Raw genomic sequence first — 16,422 nt, forward strand, 5'->3', positions numbered from 1 at the left:
AAATCTTTTATTTTAAGATTTCGTTTTTTTTTGTACTTTTATATACAGTAGGAGGAAGTTTAGATGTGGGAAATTATTAGTAAAGCCTTACCTCAAATCTTGGAGGCAGGTTTTAAGTATACTGTGCCATTAACACTTATTTCTTTTTTTCTAGGGATAATATTGGCACTTGCTACAGCATTAATTAGGTTATCCAGAAGAAAAGGATTCTTTTTGATAATAAAGTTAGTTTTTAGATTTTATGTGTGGTTATTTCGTTCCACGCCATTATTAGTGCAATTATTTATTGTTTATTTTGGATTACCTTATCTAAAAATAAAAGGAATAGCTCCAGAAGGAATAAAATTAGATGCTTTTATTGCAGGAATAATAACCTTTTCACTTAATACAGGCGCATATGCTTCTGAAACAATCAGAGCTGCAATTAGTTCAGTGCCTAAAGGACAATGGGAGGCTGCATTCTCAATTGGAATGACGAGAAATCAAACATTGAAAAGAATTATATTACCGCAAGCACTGAGAGTATCTGTGCCACCATTAGCAAATAGTTTCATAGGTTTAGTTAAAGATACTTCTCTAGCTGCTTCGATTACTATTGTTGAGATGTTTGAGGTAAGTCAACAAATAGCAGCAGAAAATTATCAACCATTGTTAATGTATTCCTTGGTAGCCGCAGTTTATGCCATTTTCTGTACGATTCTTTCATGGGGACAAGGAAAACTTGAAGATAGGCTGGGTGTAAAAACTAGTAAGCCGAAAAAGGAGGTGGTAATTGATGAAGTTGAGAAAAATTAATAAATCATATGGTAATCACCTTGTTTTAAAGAATATTAACTTAGATTTTCCAGAGAAGAAAGTTACTGTTTTAGTAGGACCATCTGGTTCTGGAAAATCAACAATTTTGCGCTCATTGAATTTATTAGAAACACCAGAGAGTGGGGAATATTTGTTTGATGACTTGATAATAGACTTTACAAAGGGTGTTGATAAAAAAGAACTATCTTATGTACGACAGAAAACGGGAATGGTTTTTCAGAATTATAATTTATTTCCGCATTTTTCAGTTTTGGGAAACATAATTGAAGGACCAACTCAGGTATTGAAGATTGATAAAAAAGCTGCAATTGAAAATGCAAAAAAAATATTAAAGAAAATTGGCTTAGAGGCTAAAATTGATAATTATCCGGAAGAACTTTCTGGTGGACAGGCTCAAAGGGTAGCAATTGCACGTTCTTTAGCTATGAATCCTGAATATATCTTACTTGATGAACCTACTTCTGCATTAGATCCTGAGTTAGAGCTTGAAGTTTTACAGGTTCTTCTACAACTTGCAAAGGACGGACAATCAATGGTCATTGTTACACATAATATGTCTTTTGCACAACAAGTAGCTGACAAAATAGTCTTTGTAGAAGATGGAAATATTGTTTATGATGGTGCACCTGATCTTTTTTTCAAAGATAATAAAAATTTGAGGATAACGAAGTTCTTATCATCAATGGTACTAAGCTAAAACTAAATTAGGGAGATTTTTGACATGAGAAAACGAAACTTTATTTTAAAATTAGAATTATTGGTAGCATCAGTTGTGGTTGCTTTGGGGATTTTTACAGTTCTGCCTACGAAGACCAATGCATCCTCTTACAAAGATGATTTAATTACTAAAGATCAGTTAACAATTGGACTAGAAGGAACATATAAACCATATTCATATCGGTCAAATGGAAAATTAACGGGATTTGAAGTGGATTTGGGTAAGGCACTTGCAAAACAGCTTGGTGTGAAAGTAAAATTTGTACCAACAAAATGGGATTCATTGATTGCAGGAGTTGGTTCTTCAAAGTATGATGTGGTTTTAAATAATATAACCCAGACACCTGAACGAAAAAAAGTGTATATTTTCTCTAACCCTTATATCTATTCACGATATGCATTAATTTCTGCAAAAAATAATAAAATTAGCAGTTTGAAAGAAGTTAAGAATAAAAAGTTTGCAGAAGGTACTGGGACAAATAATGAAATTCTTGCTAAGAAATATAAAGCAAAAATTGTTTCTTCAGGAGATTTTGCAACGAGCTTGTCATTAATTCGTCAGGGAAGAGTTGCGGGAACAATTAACGCGGCAGAAGCATATTATGCATATGCTAAAACAAATAAAGTAAGTGATTTACATTTTAAAGATTTATCGAAACAAGTTAAACCAGTTGAGATTTCAGCACTTTTAAATAAGAAAAATAAAAAATTACAGGGACGTATTAATAAGGCACTAAAAACGCTTAGAAATGATGGGACTTTGAAAAAGCTCTCAAAGAAATACTTCGGTTCTGATATTACTAAACAGCCATAATTACAAATAAACATAGATACTAAAAAAACAAGCATTACGCCTTATTTAGGCCAGCTTGTTTTTTTATGTGCTTTAATAATTTTTTCGATTGGGAGTGATTGAATGATTGTTGCTATTATAATTAATGAACCACCAATAAGTGAAAATATACTCATGGGAGTGCCTAGCAAAACAACTGTTAAAATTGTCGCAACTAAGGGTTCGAAGGCACCTAACATCCCAGTAGTGCTTACAGGGATATAGCGAATGCTTGCAAGAAAGAGAAGGTAAGCACATAGCGTTCCCCCGATGATAATGTAGCCAATCAAGCACCATTCAAAAAATGCGAGAGTAGGCCATGATGTAAGCATAAAAACAGGTGAGAGGCAAATTCCACAAAATAACATTGAAACCCCGGTTAAAGGTATGGTCTGGTAATGTTTCATCAATTTGCTGGGAATTACGACTTCCATTGCAGTACAAAACGCTGCTAGTAGTCCCCAAATAAGTGCTTGTGGTGAAAGCGACAGGTGATCCAAGTGTCCATCAGTGACTAAAATAACTGTGCCTATAATTGCTACAAAAACAGAAATTAATTCTATTCGTTTTGGGAAAATTCGTTTTATCAATAACATATAGGCAATTATGAATAGTGGTGAAAGAAATTGAATGACAGTAGCCGTAGAAGCATTACTATATTGAACAGCAGTAAAATAAGTGAACTGTGAACCGCCAACACCAATAATTGAGAATGGCAATAATTCTGGCCAAGATCGTTTGTCATGTAAAAGAGTTGTTATTTCACCATGATATTTATTATGAGCCCATGCTACAAGTAATAATCCAGCACCTATTAAGCGCATAGCAACTAGCCAAGCCGATGTAATTGAAGTATGCTGATAGAGATATTGGACTGCTACACCAGACGTTCCCCAAAATGACGCTCCAGAAATAGCTAAGATGATACCGCGACGCTTATTCATAAATGAATCCTGATTTTATTATAAATTTTAGAGTAGCTGATTTGATAGATAGAAGTAAAAGGTTAAACATTTTTATTCCTCCAAATGATTTGTTGCTTAGTATATTCTATAATAAAGTCAAATGAATTTGAATATACTTTTAATTAATCTATGATTTGAATTGGTTATAATTTGATTAGCGAAAGGGTGAGGTAAAAAAATGATATACCAAGTTTCAGGGACAAATAAGATTAGTAAATTATTTAATGGTTGGAATGAAACGATTATTTGGTCTTGCCTTCAAGGTGTGATGGGGCATTTATATGCTGATTCAATTGAAAATCCACAGTCAGCAATGGCGATTTTAGGTGACTTCTGTTTTTTAGCGGGTGTTCCTAATCAAGAATTGGTTAGTTTTAAACCAGAATGGTGTATGCAGGATTTTATTATTATGTCAGCTTCATCAAATGAATGGTTCAAGGTAATTGAGGCGGTCTACGGTAAAAGATGTACGAAGGTCAGTCGCTACGCAATTAAAAAAGAGCCTAATATTTTTGACGAACGAAAATTACAGGTCTTTGCCGAAGATATACCTGATAAGATTAAATTGACAATGATCGATAAGCAAATGTTCAATTATTGTTTGCGAAATGATTGGAGTCGAGACTTTGTTTCATTATATAAAAACTATGAAGAATACGAGAAGCTTGGGATTGGAGTAGTTGCACTCAGTGATAATTTTCCTGTGGCTGGGGCGTCTTCATATAGCCGTTACAAAGATGGTATAGAGATTGAAATTGATACTAAAACTGAGTTTCGCAGACGTGGACTTGCAACTGCCAGTGCAGCTAAATTAATATTAGAATGCAAAAAGAAAAATTTGTATCCGAGTTGGGATGCGCATAATCCATGGTCAGTCGGATTAGCCGAGAAGTTAGGATATCATTTTGATAAAGAGTATCAAGTGTACGAAATTAGGGGATATTAGATAAAAGAGAACATCAAGGAAGGTGATTGCAATAAATGCGAACTTTATTCAACGAATTACACTGGATTGGAATAAAATTGCCGAAGATAGTTACACGAGAATGATATCTTCACTGCAAGGATTAGAACAACTAGATTTTAAACATGCAGTGACTTTTTTTGTGGGGGAAAATGGTAGTGGAAAATCAACACTCCTAGAGGCAATTGCAATTAGATATGGCTTTAATCCTGAAGGTGGAAGCCGCAATTATCAATTTTCAACATACGATACACATTCGGAACTTTTCAATGGAATTCGTGTGGCACATGGAGTCATTCATGCTGATTGGGGATATTTTTTACGTGCAGAAAGCTTCTATAATGTGGTTACCAAGGAATTAGAGTATTCTGATTTGAAACATCCGTCTGAAAAGTATCACGAGAAATCCCATGGGGAGAGCTTTTTAGCTCTTGCACAAAAGCAATTTAAGCCAAATGGTCTCTATATTTTGGATGAACCGGAGGCAGCATTATCACCCCAGAGACAATTAACGCTTCTAGCGGAAATTAGAAACTGTGTCGAGGCTGGATCACAATTTATTATTGTTTCGCATTCGCCGATTATTTTGGGATATCCTGATGCAGAAATATTTGTGTTTGATGATGGCAAAGTTCATAGTTGCTTGTATGAAGAAACTAAAAGTTATCAAATAACAGAGATGTTTATTAAAAATAGAGAACAAATTTTGAGAAATTTATTTGATTAGGTATTTTAGGAGGACAAGCGATGAAGAAGCAGGAAGATATAGAAAAGATGTTAGATTTGTTGAGTGTTGCATATGCGGATGAGCAAGTTAAGCAGCAAGCAGAAGCTGGTGAGATGATTTTAGCCCTCGCTAAAGAACTTGAAAAAACTGGGAATTGTGATTTAGTGGCTAGCAAACTTTCAAAAAATATTGTTTTGTATTATTGGCAACATCAAAAGGATTTTCCTAGTGCACTAATTACATTGCATAACCAGATAAAACAGCGGGCTGTCAAATATGACGCAACTGCACTTACAGCGATTATGCTGCCAATGTGGTTTTAATTATCGTTTACACTGTAGGTAGAGAATGACTTATAGGAACAAAATAAAGGGTTGGATCAAAAAATTATAATTTGATTCAACCCTTTTACTATATATTTTTTTAGTGATCAATCTTATTAAGACTTTTTACGCTTTGTCGTTGACTAATTGCGATATTTGTATAGGCATTATTTTGAGTGTTGTTAATCAGGTAAGTAGTACTCAAATATCCCATACGATAAAAATCTTGTGTAATGCTTGATAATTGTGGGCGAACTAGTTCGCAAAGGCTAGTCCCATCCGTAGTGAGAATTGACAGTTCAGCAGGAACGTTAATTTTTAAGCGGTTGCATTCGTTTAAAATCCCAATCCCAACTAAATCACTAGCTGCAATTACAGCAGTAATATCTTTTTTCAGATAATAATTTTGCAAGGCAGTAACACCAGATTCATAACTGTAATCACCAGTTTGTAGCCAATCGGATTTGAATACTATACCTGCTTCGCGAAGTGCTTTTTGGTAGCCTTTAAAACGTAATGCGCCAGTATGGGCACTATTTTCGATATTTAATCCCGCAATTCCAATATTTTTATGTCCTTGTGAAATTAAGTAGTTGGTAGCTTGATAACCGATTTCTTGATCGTCAGAAGCAATATAATTTAACATGGTATCTTTAAACGAAATTGAAATAAAGTAAAAAGGAATATTTGAAGATGTCAAAATTGCGAGATTTGACGGAAAAAGATCAACTGATAAAAGGAGTATTCCAAGGATAGGGCGTTCCAAAGCAGTTGACAAAGCAATTCTTTGTGAACGTTCATCACGGTCTCCAGCATATAGAATAATGACTCTTTTCTCAGCTTCATCGGCTTTTTTTTGGATACCATTGATTATTTGATCCGAGAAGTTTGTTTTAGTAGAGTTAACAATTACAGCTACAACATTGCTTTTTTGTGTAACTAGTTCAGTTGCAGCCATATTTTTTTTGTACCCAAGTTTTGCAGCAGTTTCATTTATAATTGCAGCAGTTTGCTGACTAAAAAATCCTGTTTTATCAGATAACACCCGTGAAACAGTTGCAACAGAAAAACCAGTTTCTTTAGCAATATCTTTAATAGTTACACTCATGAGAACTCTCCTAGTATTTTATATGTACTATTTTAGCGCAAAATCAAGATAAAAGATATCAATGCGAAATTATTAACACAAACGTTTTCTTTTTTTATAAATACCTATTGTAAACGTTTGCTCTAAGTATTATAATACTTTTTGAAAGCAGTTACATAATAAAAACAAAGGAGTGATAGTTATGGAGAGAAAAGTTACAGGTTCAGTTAAGCCAAATGTAAATGTAACCGATCACAAAAAAAGTAAAACGGTTATCACGAATTCACTTCCTAAATTGCCACTTAGTACAATTTTTGCAATGACATTCGGTTTTTTCGGTGTTAATATGGCATTTTCTTTACAGTCATCACAAATGGGACGAATTTTTCAGACAATCGGTGCAGACCCAACTAAATTAGGATTCTTTTTCATACTTCCACCTTTAGCTGGAATGATAGTACAGCCACTAGTTGGAAAGTACTCAGATCTAACGTGGTCAAACAAATATGGAAGAAGAATGCCATACTTAATATTAGGGGCACCAATTGCTGCGATAGTTATGGTGCTATTGCCAAATGCAGGTTCTTTTGGGTTTGGCTATGCCTCTATTGCAGCTTTGACTTTTGGAGCAATTGCAATTTTATTCATGGATTTATCTAGTAACGTTTGTATGCAACCGTTTAAGATGATTGTTGGAGATATGGTAAACGAGGATCAAAAGGATTTGGCTTGGTCCTGGCAGCAATCATTTAGTAATCTTGGTGGAGTTGTTGCGACAGTATTTCCATTCTTATTAACAATGTTTGGTGTTTCAAATATTGCAGAACAAGGAGTTGTTCCTTTATCTGTTAGACTTTCTTTTTACATTGGAGCTGTAATCTTATTGGCAACTTCGATATATACAGTTATGAAGGTTAAGGAATATGATCCCGCATCATATGCGGAGTATCATCATCTTGATCCTAATCATCACAAGGAGGCGCCTTCCTTGTGGACACTAATTAAGAAAGCTCCACGTGCATTTTGGGAAGTTTCGTTCGTACAGTTATTCGATTGGTTTGCATTTCAATATCTATGGACATATGCAACTGGTGCAATTGCAAAAAATGTTTGGAATACAGCAGATACGGCATCGGCGGGCTATCAAGCCGCAGGAAACTGGTATGGAATTTTAACATGTATTCAATCTGTAGCAGCGGTTATCTGGGGATTCTTAATTTTATCGAAGACGAATCCATTGAAAAGAAAGTTCTGGTTTAGAGTCGGTCTTGTGATGGGAGCAATTGGTTTTACTGGTGTTTTTATGATTCATGATAAGTATTTACTAATTTTACCATTTTGTTTAATTGGGATTTCATATCTTACAATGCAAACAGAGGCCTTTTCAATCTTCACTTCCGCGTTAGATGGTAAAAATGAAGGCGCTTATATGGGATTATTCAATTGCGGAATCTGTTTACCACAAATTATTGCATCAATTGCGAGTTTTGCAATTTTCCCATTAATCAATAAGTCGATGCCAGGTATGATCCTAGTGGCAGGAATTGCTATGTTATTAGGTGCAATAGCAGTTAGTGTCATCAAAGAGGATAAACCGCAAGAGAATATAGAATAAAATAAATAATAATTACTTGAAAGAGAGGAAAAATAAAATGAAGAAGAAATGGTGGCAAAAAGCAGTTGTATATCAAGTATATCCAAGGAGTTTTCAAGATAGTAATGATGATGGAATAGGTGATTTGGGTGGAGTTTTGAAACGACTTCCATATATTAAAAAATTAGGTGTTGATGTGATTTGGCTCAATCCGGTATATAAGTCACCAGATAAAGATAATGGATATGATATTAGTGATTATCGGTCAATTCAGCCAAAATTTGGAAATATGGAGATATTTGATAAATTATTGGCGGAGGCGCATCGACTGGGTTTAAGAATTGTAATGGACTTGGTGGTTAATCATACCTCTGATCAACACAAATGGTTTAAAGAAAGCCAAAAGAGTAAGGATAATCCATATCGAGATTTCTATATTTGGCGTGATGGCAAAGAAGGCAAGGTACCAAACAACTGGGGTTCATTCTTCGGTGGTTCTACATGGGAATATAATGAAGCTACCAAGCAATATTACTTGCACCTTTTTGCTAAGGGACAACCAGATTTGAATTGGGAAAATCCCGAGGTACGTGAACATGTCTGGGATTTAATGAAGTTTTGGCTCGATAAGGGGATTGATGGTTTTAGAATGGACGTCATTAACTTCTTGTCAAAACCAGCTGGTCTTCCAGATGCACCTAATCCTGAAAAAGCTGAATTTGGTAGCGTTGAACCAATGGTCGCGGATGGACCGAAACTCAATGAGTATTTGAGAGAAATGAACGACAAGGTACTCTCACATTATGATGTGATGAGTGTAGGTGAGATGCCTAGCTCAACTCCAGAAGATGCGATTGAATATACAGGTTTAGAAGCCAAAGAGCTAAATATGGTCTTTCAATTTGACCATGTCACTTTAACAATGAATGATGATCCAAGAATAGGTAAGTGGAACGATCAGCCAGTTAAATTAGTAGATTTGAAAAAGTCATTATCTAAGTGGCAAAAAGCCTTAGATGGCAAAGGCTGGAATAGTTTGTATTGGAACAATCATGATCGTGCACGGGTTGTTTCACGCTTTGGAAATGATTCTCCAAAATATCGAGTTAAATCAGCTGAGATGTTAGCGACAATTTTGCATATGCTTCAAGGAACACCATACGTGTACCAAGGTGAAGAATTAGGAATGACAAATGCTCATTTTGAGAATTTGGAAGACTACCAAGATATTGAGTCACTTGAGGCCTATCATCAACTGGTTGAACGTGAGCAGTTGGTTGATCATGATACAATGATGCGATATTTAGCAACAGAATCACGTGATAATGCAAGAACACCGATGCAATGGGATGATTCTGTAAATGCAGGTTTTACAAATGGCACACCTTGGATGCGATTAAATAAAAATTATCCTGAAATTAATGCAAAGAATGAACTGGAAGATCAGAATTCGATATTCTATTATTATCAGAAGTTAATTGAATTACGACACAATAGCGACTTAATTATTTATGGAAATTATGTTGAACTTGATCCAGAAGATGAAGAAGTATTTGCATACAAGCGAAATTATGAGGGGAAAACCTTGTTAGTTATCGGTAATTTCACTGATAAGAAGATTAAACGTAACTATAATATTCCAGAAGACAAGCGGATGGTAATTGGTAATTACAAAGATAGCTATAGCGAAAATGAATTAAGACCTTACGAAGTAAGAGTTTATGAGTATTAAAAGATTAAAAAATATATTTATATAATATTGCGAAAGTGGGAGCTGGGTCAAAAGTAAAATTTTGATTCAGTTCCTCTTTTTATTCCGTTTATGTCACACTCCCTATTTTGTGTTCATTTTTAACTGTGGGGTTACTTATATAGAAATTGTAACTTATAATAAGGTGATTAGTTGCATATATATTTTTCCTAGAGAAGAGGATGAAAATGAATGTGAAGGCGCTAAAAACTACTGTTGGAATTTGGTTATGTCTGATAGGAGTGTTTATAATAATCCATTTTGCATATTTATTTGCCGGAATAGATTCAGATAATCGTGTCGTTGTGGATGATGTATTATTAACAATATTGGTTTTATTTTTAAACAAGAAATATCTGAATCTTAAGTTGAATCATCAAGTAGACATTTCAGTTGGAGAAGTATTACGAGTTAATAGTTTACCAATTGTTATATACTTTTTTTATATTACAAGCTGGTTTGCAAAACTACCAAATACTAGTTTGTATCATATTGTAGATGCACTATTATTAGCCCTAGCAGTTGCAGTATTTGAGGAAACCTTTTTTCGAGGAATACTAATTAATAATATGCTACGGTATAGTGCACGCAGTTTTAGCGGCTATTTATCTGTAATTTTATGTAGCAGTATTTTATTTGGAGTAACACACATGGTTAATCTTTTTGGCCAGTCATTTTCTGCAACATTGTTACAAGCAATCAATGCTTTTTCAATTGGAGTAATGCTTGCTGCGATTTATCTGAGAACAGGTAGTTTAAAATGGACTATTCTATATCATTTTATGTTGGACTTCACAGGAATAGTTATTAATGAAGGTATAGTTATTGCAGCACCTACGCCACAGAGATGGTTTGGAGTTTTTGTGTTAGATATATTGTATATCTTTACAGGTATTTTCCTGGTAAGAAAGACACAACGAAAAAAGTTGGTTTTTTAATTAAATAAATTGATAAGTATGTATCTTGGTTAAGTATATTGGTAAAACGATATATTTTAGCAAGATACTTTTTTTAATTAGATTAAAAATATTTATCAATAATCAACTTGAAAAATAAATTATTTTAGACTAATACAAAAGAGTTACCAAACAAATGCAGAACTATTACAAATTAAATACTTATTCATAACATTAATTATATATACTACCTAGGGTGCTTATAAGAAAGCATAAAAAAGTTTTGGAGGCTATTTTCGATGAAAAAACGTAACAAATATTTGGTAACTTTAGCAGCACTTGTTGTAATGGGAACATTAAGTGCTTGTTCAAGTAATAGTGCAAGTTCTACTTCAGATAATTGGAACACAATTGTCAAGCAAGCAAAAAAAGAGGGAAAAGTTGTTTCTGTTGGGATGCCAGATACTTGGGCAAATTGGATAGGAACATGGAATGATATTAAATCGAAATTCGGAATCTCACATACAGATACAGATATGTCTAGTGCACAAGAATTGCAAAAATTTAAATCAGCAGGAAAGTCTTCTAGTGCACCTGATATAGGTGATATTGGGCTCAATGTTGCACCAACTGCAAAGAAAGAAAATTTAGTAACTGCCTATAAAACAAAATATTGGAAAGATATCCCATCATGGGCAAAAGACAAAGATGGATATTATGCGGCAGGATATACTGGATCAATTGTATTTATTACTGATACAAAAAATGTCGACTCTTCTGATGCACCAACTTCTTGGAAACAACTAGCATCAGGAAAATACAAGGTTTCTATTGGAGATGTCTCTACCGCAGCTCAGGCTCAGTATTCTGTTTTAGCAGCAGCCTTTGCAAATGGTGGTAGCGAAAAAAATATTAACCCAGGACTAAATTATTTTGCAAAACTGCAGAAACAGAATCGTTTATCAACTGTTGATACAACAATTGAAAACTTACAAAAAGGTGAAATTCAAGTTGCTGTAATGTGGGACTTTAATGCCTTAAATTATGCACACCAGATTAATTCTAAACGTTACAAGATTACTGTTCCTTCAGATGGAACCGTTGAAAGTGGATATACACAAATTATTAACAAAAATGCAGCTCATCCTTATGCCGCAAAACTCGCTAGAACTTATATCTTATCAGATGCGGGTCAGATTAATTTAGCTAAAGGTTATGCACGACCAATTCGTAAGAATGTGAAATTACCAGCAGCTGTGAAAGCAAAACTAATTCCTGAAAGTCAGTATAAAAAACAATATCATGTAAAGAACAACAATGTTTGGAATAAAGAAACATTGAAGTTAGGGCAAGAATGGAAGAATAAAGTCACAGGAGCAAATTAAAAAATGTCAACACGATTAAAAATATTTTTACCATTTGGTTTGCTTATATTCTTAGTTTTAGTAATACCTGTATGTGTGATGCTAATTTCTAGTTTACAGAGTATGAGCGGGGGATTTAGTTTAACTAATTACCAGCAAATTTTTTCCTCCCACTATTATCGTGGAGCCATTTACAACAGTATCAGTATTTCAATAGTAACATCACTAGTATCACTACTGGTAGCGATAATTGGAGCTTGGGCATTAACTAAAATATCTGTAAGCACAAAAAACATATTGATTACAGTATTCAATATGTCATCAAGTTTTGCAGGTGTCCCACTGGCATTTTCTTTAATAATTTTATTTGGAAATGCAGGCGTTTTTAAGGCAATTACTAGTACTCTTCATGTGCATGATACATTGAATATCTACTCTGTAACTGGGATGACTTTTGCTTATACATTTTTTGAGATTCCACTTGGAATTATGTTTTTCTTCCCAGTTCTTGATAGCTTAAGCAGGGAATGGTTTGAAGTGTCCAATGTTTTAGGAGCTTCAAAAATATTTTTTGTTCGTAAAGTGATCTTTCCAATCATACTTCCTAATATTGTAGAGATTTTTGTATTACTTTTTGCAAACGCAATGGGAACATATGAAACTGCGTATGCATTGATGGGGAATAACTTAGTTTCAATTCCGACGGTTATTGGAGCACTGATTAATGGCGAATTAGTTGCCAATGTTCCACTAGCATGTGCCTTTGCAACGCTCTTTACTGTTATTATGACAATAATAGTATGGTTAGGTAATAGAATTACAAATGTTAAAGGAAGGAGTGCTAGTTAAAATGGAAAAGCATACTGATAGGGTTATCGCTAAGATTGTCATTATACTTATTTCAATCCATTTAATTGCTCCAATTGTAGCAACCATTATGTACTCCTTTGCCAAATCGTGGGTAAACACCATTTTTCCAGATGGTTGGACCATTGAATGGTATCTGCAGCTTATTACTAATTCAGATTTTTTATCCGCTTTGATTAGATCCATAATTCTTGGAGTTATAACGACTATCATTGCAATGTGTTGTTTTTTACCAGTTGTATTTTATGCAAACGTATATGATGAAACTATTAAAGCGAAGCTGAGATTTATTACTGTCCTGCCATTTACAATTCCGGGGATTATCTTGGTTACTGGGTTAGTGAGAGTGTATGCAAATTTACCAATTCCACAAATGTTAGTTTTATTATTAGCAATTTCATTGTTGAGTTTACCTGTAACCTATCAAGCACTTGATAATGCGTTTATTGCACATGATTTTCGTGCAATGTTTTAACAACAGTTTACTTCTTCTTTTTAGCAATAATTTCGGTAATCATGATTACTGTTATAAAGCGTCAAGGCAGTAAAAAAGGAGAAGCAGTGGAGGATATCAAAAAATTATGAGTTCTATTTTCTTAGAGGTAAAAGACTTAGCTATTGATTTATCTGGTAATCAGGTAATCAAGAATATGAATTTTAAAATTCAAAAAAATACACTGACAACATTTCTTGGACCAAGTGGTAGTGGAAAAACAACGGTCCTTCGTGCAATTGCTGGATTGAATCAAAAAATATCTGGGCAAATTCTACTTGATGGCGAAGAAATTCAGAATTTAGCAGCTAATCAGAGAAATATTGGGATGATCTTTCAATCATATGCATTATTTCCTAATATGTCAGTCTTTGAAAATGTTGCTTATGGATTAAGGGTCAGAAAAGAAGCAGACACAGTAATCAAGAAAAAAGTTGATGCAATTCTTAAAACTGTTAATTTGCAAGATAAGGAACAAAGTTATCCTGAGAATCTTTCTGGTGGACAAAAACAGCGCGTAGCAATTGCTAGAGCAATGGTATTGGAGCCAAAAATTTTATTATTAGATGAGCCATTGAGTGCTTTAGATGCAAAAATTCGAATAGATCTTCGCAATCAGATCAGAGAATATCAGCAGCGGTTAGGTATTACCATGCTTTTTGTTACACATGATCAGGCTGAGGCTATGGCAATTTCCGATGAAATTATTGTGATGGATAATGGAAAAGTTCAACAAAAAGGGTCGCCATTAGAAATCTATACACATCCGCAGAATCTATTTATGGCTAAATTTATTGGTAATCATAATATACTTAGTGCTGAACAATTACGCGACTTGGGAGTTGAGGTTGCTGTAGATAATGAAAGTAGTTTCATTATTAGACCAGAGCTTTTTCAAGTTAACATGCCAAAAGAAAGCAATGATTATTTGGCTATTTCAGGAAAAATTAAAAGTGTTTCTATCTTGGGTGATCGTTTTGAATATAGATTTATTACAAAAGAAGGATTAGAGTTAAAAGCAGAATTTTTAAATCAACAACAAGCCTTTACGAAAGAAAAAGAAGTAGTGTTCTATGTAAAAAAAGGTGATATCAAAAAGGTAGGGATTTGAGATGTTGAACTTAGAGCAATTGAGAGAAATTCCGCGAGATATTTGGAGTGGGCACAATCATATGGAATTTTGTTCACATGGTAGTGGTGAAGATATTGAATTGTACATTCAAAAGGCAATTGCTGCAGGATTCAAGACTTATTCAATCACTGAACATTTCCCATTACCGCAAGCATTTTATGAAAATGCAGTTGGATCTGCACATTCGATATACACAGCAGCTATGAGAATTAATGAATTACCAAAGTATTTTACCAAAATGCAGAACATTAAGCTGAAATATCAAGACAAAATCAAAATATTAATCGGCTTTGAAATAGATTATATTTCTGAATTTCGGGAATGGACTCAAAAACAATTGATAAAATACGCTGATCAAATCGATGATGCAATTTTATCGGTACATTTTCTTCCAACTAAAGCAGGATTGAACGCAGTAGATGATAGTTTAATCGACTTCAAAAATGGAGTGTTAGCGGAGTATAAAACACCAGTTAATGTTGCTCAAGCATATTTAGCTACTGTGTTGGAAGCGGTCTTGTGGGATGCACAGTATAAACCCAAAAGATACGGGCACATTATGCTATACCGTAAGTGGAGAAACGAGTTTTCTTGCAATACGATTTGGGAGGATGAAGCAGTTCAGAATAAATTACACAGTATTCTAGATGTTATTGCGGATAAGAATGAATTTCTTGATTGTAATTTTTCTGGTCTTTTTAGAAGTACACAGACGGAAACTAGCCCGAATTATAATTGGATACAAGAAGCACAAAAAAGAAAAATTCCCTTAGTTTACGGGGCAGATGCTCATAAGGTTGCAAGTGTTTCTGCTGGATTTAACACATATTTGGAAAGTAAATATTATTTGTAGGAGGGATAACCATGAATTTGGAAATTACAGGTAATGGAAATTTTCGAATTTATCAATTGACAGATATTCATTTGGGTGAGTATCCTTTCAATGCAGCAAGCGATCATACTATGCAGCAGATTGACCAATTGTTAAACGAGAATGATTTTGACTTAGTTATGATTACAGGCGACCTGATTTGGGGCAAATCGGTTGATAATCCTGATAAAGTAATGCATGAATTGTATCAGATGCTTAACAAACATGATGTTCCTGTTGCGATAACTTATGGAAATCATGACAGCGAGGGATCATATTCAAGAGCAGAGTTACGAGAGTACGAACAGTTTCTTGTGCATAGGGCATCAAAGAAAAATAGTATGATTGTCAATGATCGTGAAAGCTATACTTTGGAAGTTTATCGAAACAACAAATTAAGTAATGTGCTATATGTGTGGGATAGCGGTGATTACTTAAAGGAAGAACCCGATAACTATGCTGCAATTGAACCAGAACAAATTGAATGGTTCTGGCAGCTACCCTATGAGAAGGGTAAGAATAAGCAAGACGTGGCATTCATGCATATTCCTCTCCCTGAATATAATTTAGTAGAGTCATTTCTAGAAGGACAAAAAAATGAAAAAGTTTGTTCATCACCATATAATTCAGGACTCTTTTATAGTTTAAAGAAAGCCAAAAATATAAAAGCATTGTTTGTAGGACATGACCATGATAATAATTTTGTTGCCGATTATGCAGGAATAAAGTTAGGCTATGGTAATGTAACGGGATATAATACCTATGGGTCATTAAGACGAGGTATTAGATTAATTGAGTTGACACCAACAGATATAAAAACGCAAGTTATTCCATTTGCAGAAAAGTAATATATGTAACGTGTATACTAAATTCAAACAGAGGTCTGAGTCAAAGTTTAGATTTTGATTCAGATCTTTTTTTCGTATAAATATGTTCCATAAGTTAAAATGCTCCAGCTAACTTTGAATTACTCATAGCAAATTTCTCGCTATGTTCGTAATTTCGAGATAGCATTCAAATTTTT

At 34.1% G+C, this 16,422-nt stretch carries 17 protein-coding genes; 15 read left to right on the forward strand and 2 right to left on the reverse strand.

Going from position 1 to position 16,422, the window contains the following annotated elements:
• The first annotated feature begins 63 nt into the window (after window positions 1–63).
• The 3 genes from G6O70_RS04485 to G6O70_RS04495 are packed head-to-tail and all read left to right on the forward strand — an operon-like array spanning window position 64 to window position 2,347.
• Complete coding sequence (locus G6O70_RS04485) at window positions 64–795, forward strand: amino acid ABC transporter permease (protein ID WP_057868656.1); 732 nt, start codon at window positions 64–66, stop codon at window positions 793–795.
• Window positions 776–1,513 (forward strand): amino acid ABC transporter ATP-binding protein, encoded by a 738-nt coding sequence (locus G6O70_RS04490; RefSeq protein ID WP_057868655.1) that lies wholly within the window; start codon window positions 776–778, stop codon window positions 1,511–1,513. The genes G6O70_RS04485 and G6O70_RS04490 overlap by 20 nt, the downstream gene beginning before the upstream one ends.
• A gap of 24 nt (window positions 1,514–1,537) precedes the next feature.
• The gene (locus tag G6O70_RS04495) at window positions 1,538–2,347 is read left to right on the forward strand and encodes a transporter substrate-binding domain-containing protein (RefSeq protein ID WP_057868654.1); all 810 of its coding nucleotides are present in this window, start codon (window positions 1,538–1,540) and stop codon (window positions 2,345–2,347) included.
• A 41-nt stretch (window positions 2,348–2,388) separates the two neighbouring features.
• Here G6O70_RS04495 and G6O70_RS04500 read toward each other — a convergent pair whose 3' ends face one another.
• Window positions 2,389–3,309, reverse strand: coding sequence for a DMT family transporter (locus G6O70_RS04500; protein ID WP_057868653.1), 921 nt, complete (start codon window positions 3,307–3,309; stop codon window positions 2,389–2,391).
• A gap of 199 nt (window positions 3,310–3,508) precedes the next feature.
• Here G6O70_RS04500 and G6O70_RS04505 point away from each other — a divergent pair, with 199 nt between their 5' ends.
• Genes G6O70_RS04505 through G6O70_RS04515 form a run of 3 tightly spaced genes read left to right on the forward strand, consistent with a single transcriptional unit; the run spans window position 3,509 to window position 5,344 of the window.
• Window positions 3,509–4,276, forward strand: coding sequence for a GNAT family N-acetyltransferase (locus G6O70_RS04505; protein WP_057868652.1), 768 nt, complete (start codon window positions 3,509–3,511; stop codon window positions 4,274–4,276).
• 22 nt (window positions 4,277–4,298) lie between these two features.
• A complete protein-coding gene (locus G6O70_RS04510; protein WP_083481850.1) occupies window positions 4,299–5,021 on the forward strand; it encodes an AAA family ATPase in 723 nt (240 codons plus the stop codon).
• Between the two features lie 20 nt (window positions 5,022–5,041).
• Window positions 5,042–5,344, forward strand: coding sequence for a bacteriocin immunity protein (locus G6O70_RS04515; protein WP_057868651.1), 303 nt, complete (start codon window positions 5,042–5,044; stop codon window positions 5,342–5,344).
• A gap of 100 nt (window positions 5,345–5,444) precedes the next feature.
• On the opposite strand, the gene G6O70_RS04520 is transcribed toward G6O70_RS04515, so the two are convergent.
• Window positions 5,445–6,452, reverse strand: a complete 1,008-nt coding sequence (locus tag G6O70_RS04520) for a LacI family DNA-binding transcriptional regulator (protein WP_057868650.1) — start codon at window positions 6,450–6,452, stop codon at window positions 5,445–5,447.
• A gap of 298 nt (window positions 6,453–6,750) precedes the next feature.
• Between G6O70_RS04520 and G6O70_RS04525 the strand changes: the two genes are divergently transcribed.
• The 9 genes from G6O70_RS04525 to G6O70_RS04565 all read left to right on the forward strand — a co-directional run bounded on the left by G6O70_RS04525 (window position 6,751) and on the right by G6O70_RS04565 (window position 16,246).
• Window positions 6,751–8,046, forward strand: coding sequence for an SLC45 family MFS transporter (locus G6O70_RS04525; protein WP_373566417.1), 1,296 nt, complete (start codon window positions 6,751–6,753; stop codon window positions 8,044–8,046).
• A gap of 37 nt (window positions 8,047–8,083) precedes the next feature.
• Window positions 8,084–9,757, forward strand: a complete 1,674-nt coding sequence (locus tag G6O70_RS04530; protein ID WP_057868648.1) for a glycoside hydrolase family 13 protein — start codon at window positions 8,084–8,086, stop codon at window positions 9,755–9,757.
• A 206-nt stretch (window positions 9,758–9,963) separates the two neighbouring features.
• Window positions 9,964–10,713 carry a CPBP family intramembrane glutamic endopeptidase gene (locus G6O70_RS04535; protein ID WP_057868647.1) on the forward strand — a complete coding sequence of 250 codons (750 nt, stop codon included), beginning with the start codon at window positions 9,964–9,966 and terminating at the stop codon, window positions 10,711–10,713.
• A gap of 257 nt (window positions 10,714–10,970) precedes the next feature.
• Window positions 10,971–12,056 (forward strand): ABC transporter substrate-binding protein, encoded by a 1,086-nt coding sequence (locus G6O70_RS04540; protein WP_057868646.1) that lies wholly within the window; start codon window positions 10,971–10,973, stop codon window positions 12,054–12,056.
• A gap of 3 nt (window positions 12,057–12,059) precedes the next feature.
• Window positions 12,060–12,884, forward strand: coding sequence for an ABC transporter permease (locus G6O70_RS04545; RefSeq protein WP_057868645.1), 825 nt, complete (start codon window positions 12,060–12,062; stop codon window positions 12,882–12,884).
• A 1-nt stretch (window position 12,885) separates the two neighbouring features.
• Window positions 12,886–13,377, forward strand: coding sequence for an ABC transporter permease (locus G6O70_RS04550; protein ID WP_233419097.1), 492 nt, complete (start codon window positions 12,886–12,888; stop codon window positions 13,375–13,377).
• A 106-nt stretch (window positions 13,378–13,483) separates the two neighbouring features.
• Window positions 13,484–14,506 (forward strand): ABC transporter ATP-binding protein, encoded by a 1,023-nt coding sequence (locus G6O70_RS04555; protein WP_057868644.1) that lies wholly within the window; start codon window positions 13,484–13,486, stop codon window positions 14,504–14,506.
• 1 nt (window position 14,507) lies between these two features.
• A complete protein-coding gene (gene hisJ, locus G6O70_RS04560) occupies window positions 14,508–15,380 on the forward strand; it encodes a histidinol-phosphatase HisJ (protein ID WP_057868643.1) in 873 nt (290 codons plus the stop codon).
• 11 nt (window positions 15,381–15,391) lie between these two features.
• Window positions 15,392–16,246, forward strand: coding sequence for a metallophosphoesterase family protein (locus G6O70_RS04565; protein WP_057868642.1), 855 nt, complete (start codon window positions 15,392–15,394; stop codon window positions 16,244–16,246).
• The last annotated feature ends 176 nt before the right edge of the window (window positions 16,247–16,422 follow it).

This window comes from Liquorilactobacillus hordei DSM 19519, from assembly GCF_019443985.1.
In the GTDB taxonomy this organism is placed as follows: Bacteria; Bacillota; Bacilli; order Lactobacillales; family Lactobacillaceae; genus Liquorilactobacillus; species Liquorilactobacillus hordei.

Bases quoted from the DNA above. Each gene is read 5' to 3' on its own strand.
- G6O70_RS04485 (WP_057868656.1), top strand. From the start codon at position 64: ATGTGGGAAATTATTAGTAAAGCCTTACCTCAAATCTTGGAGGCAGGT.
- G6O70_RS04490 (WP_057868655.1), top strand. From the start codon at position 776: ATGAAGTTGAGAAAAATTAATAAATCATATGGTAATCACCTTGTTTTA.
- G6O70_RS04495 (WP_057868654.1), top strand. From the start codon at position 1,538: ATGAGAAAACGAAACTTTATTTTAAAATTAGAATTATTGGTAGCATCA.
- G6O70_RS04500 (WP_057868653.1), bottom strand. From the start codon at position 3,309: ATGAATAAGCGTCGCGGTATCATCTTAGCTATTTCTGGAGCGTCATTT.
- G6O70_RS04505 (WP_057868652.1), top strand. From the start codon at position 3,509: ATGATATACCAAGTTTCAGGGACAAATAAGATTAGTAAATTATTTAAT.
- G6O70_RS04515 (WP_057868651.1), top strand. From the start codon at position 5,042: ATGAAGAAGCAGGAAGATATAGAAAAGATGTTAGATTTGTTGAGTGTT.
- G6O70_RS04520 (WP_057868650.1), bottom strand. From the start codon at position 6,452: ATGAGTGTAACTATTAAAGATATTGCTAAAGAAACTGGTTTTTCTGTT.
- G6O70_RS04525 (WP_373566417.1), top strand. From the start codon at position 6,751: ATGACATTCGGTTTTTTCGGTGTTAATATGGCATTTTCTTTACAGTCA.
- G6O70_RS04530 (WP_057868648.1), top strand. From the start codon at position 8,084: ATGAAGAAGAAATGGTGGCAAAAAGCAGTTGTATATCAAGTATATCCA.
- G6O70_RS04535 (WP_057868647.1), top strand. From the start codon at position 9,964: ATGAATGTGAAGGCGCTAAAAACTACTGTTGGAATTTGGTTATGTCTG.
- G6O70_RS04540 (WP_057868646.1), top strand. From the start codon at position 10,971: ATGAAAAAACGTAACAAATATTTGGTAACTTTAGCAGCACTTGTTGTA.
- G6O70_RS04545 (WP_057868645.1), top strand. From the start codon at position 12,060: ATGTCAACACGATTAAAAATATTTTTACCATTTGGTTTGCTTATATTC.
- G6O70_RS04550 (WP_233419097.1), top strand. From the start codon at position 12,886: ATGGAAAAGCATACTGATAGGGTTATCGCTAAGATTGTCATTATACTT.
- G6O70_RS04555 (WP_057868644.1), top strand. From the start codon at position 13,484: ATGAGTTCTATTTTCTTAGAGGTAAAAGACTTAGCTATTGATTTATCT.
- hisJ (WP_057868643.1), top strand. From the start codon at position 14,508: ATGTTGAACTTAGAGCAATTGAGAGAAATTCCGCGAGATATTTGGAGT.
- G6O70_RS04565 (WP_057868642.1), top strand. From the start codon at position 15,392: ATGAATTTGGAAATTACAGGTAATGGAAATTTTCGAATTTATCAATTG.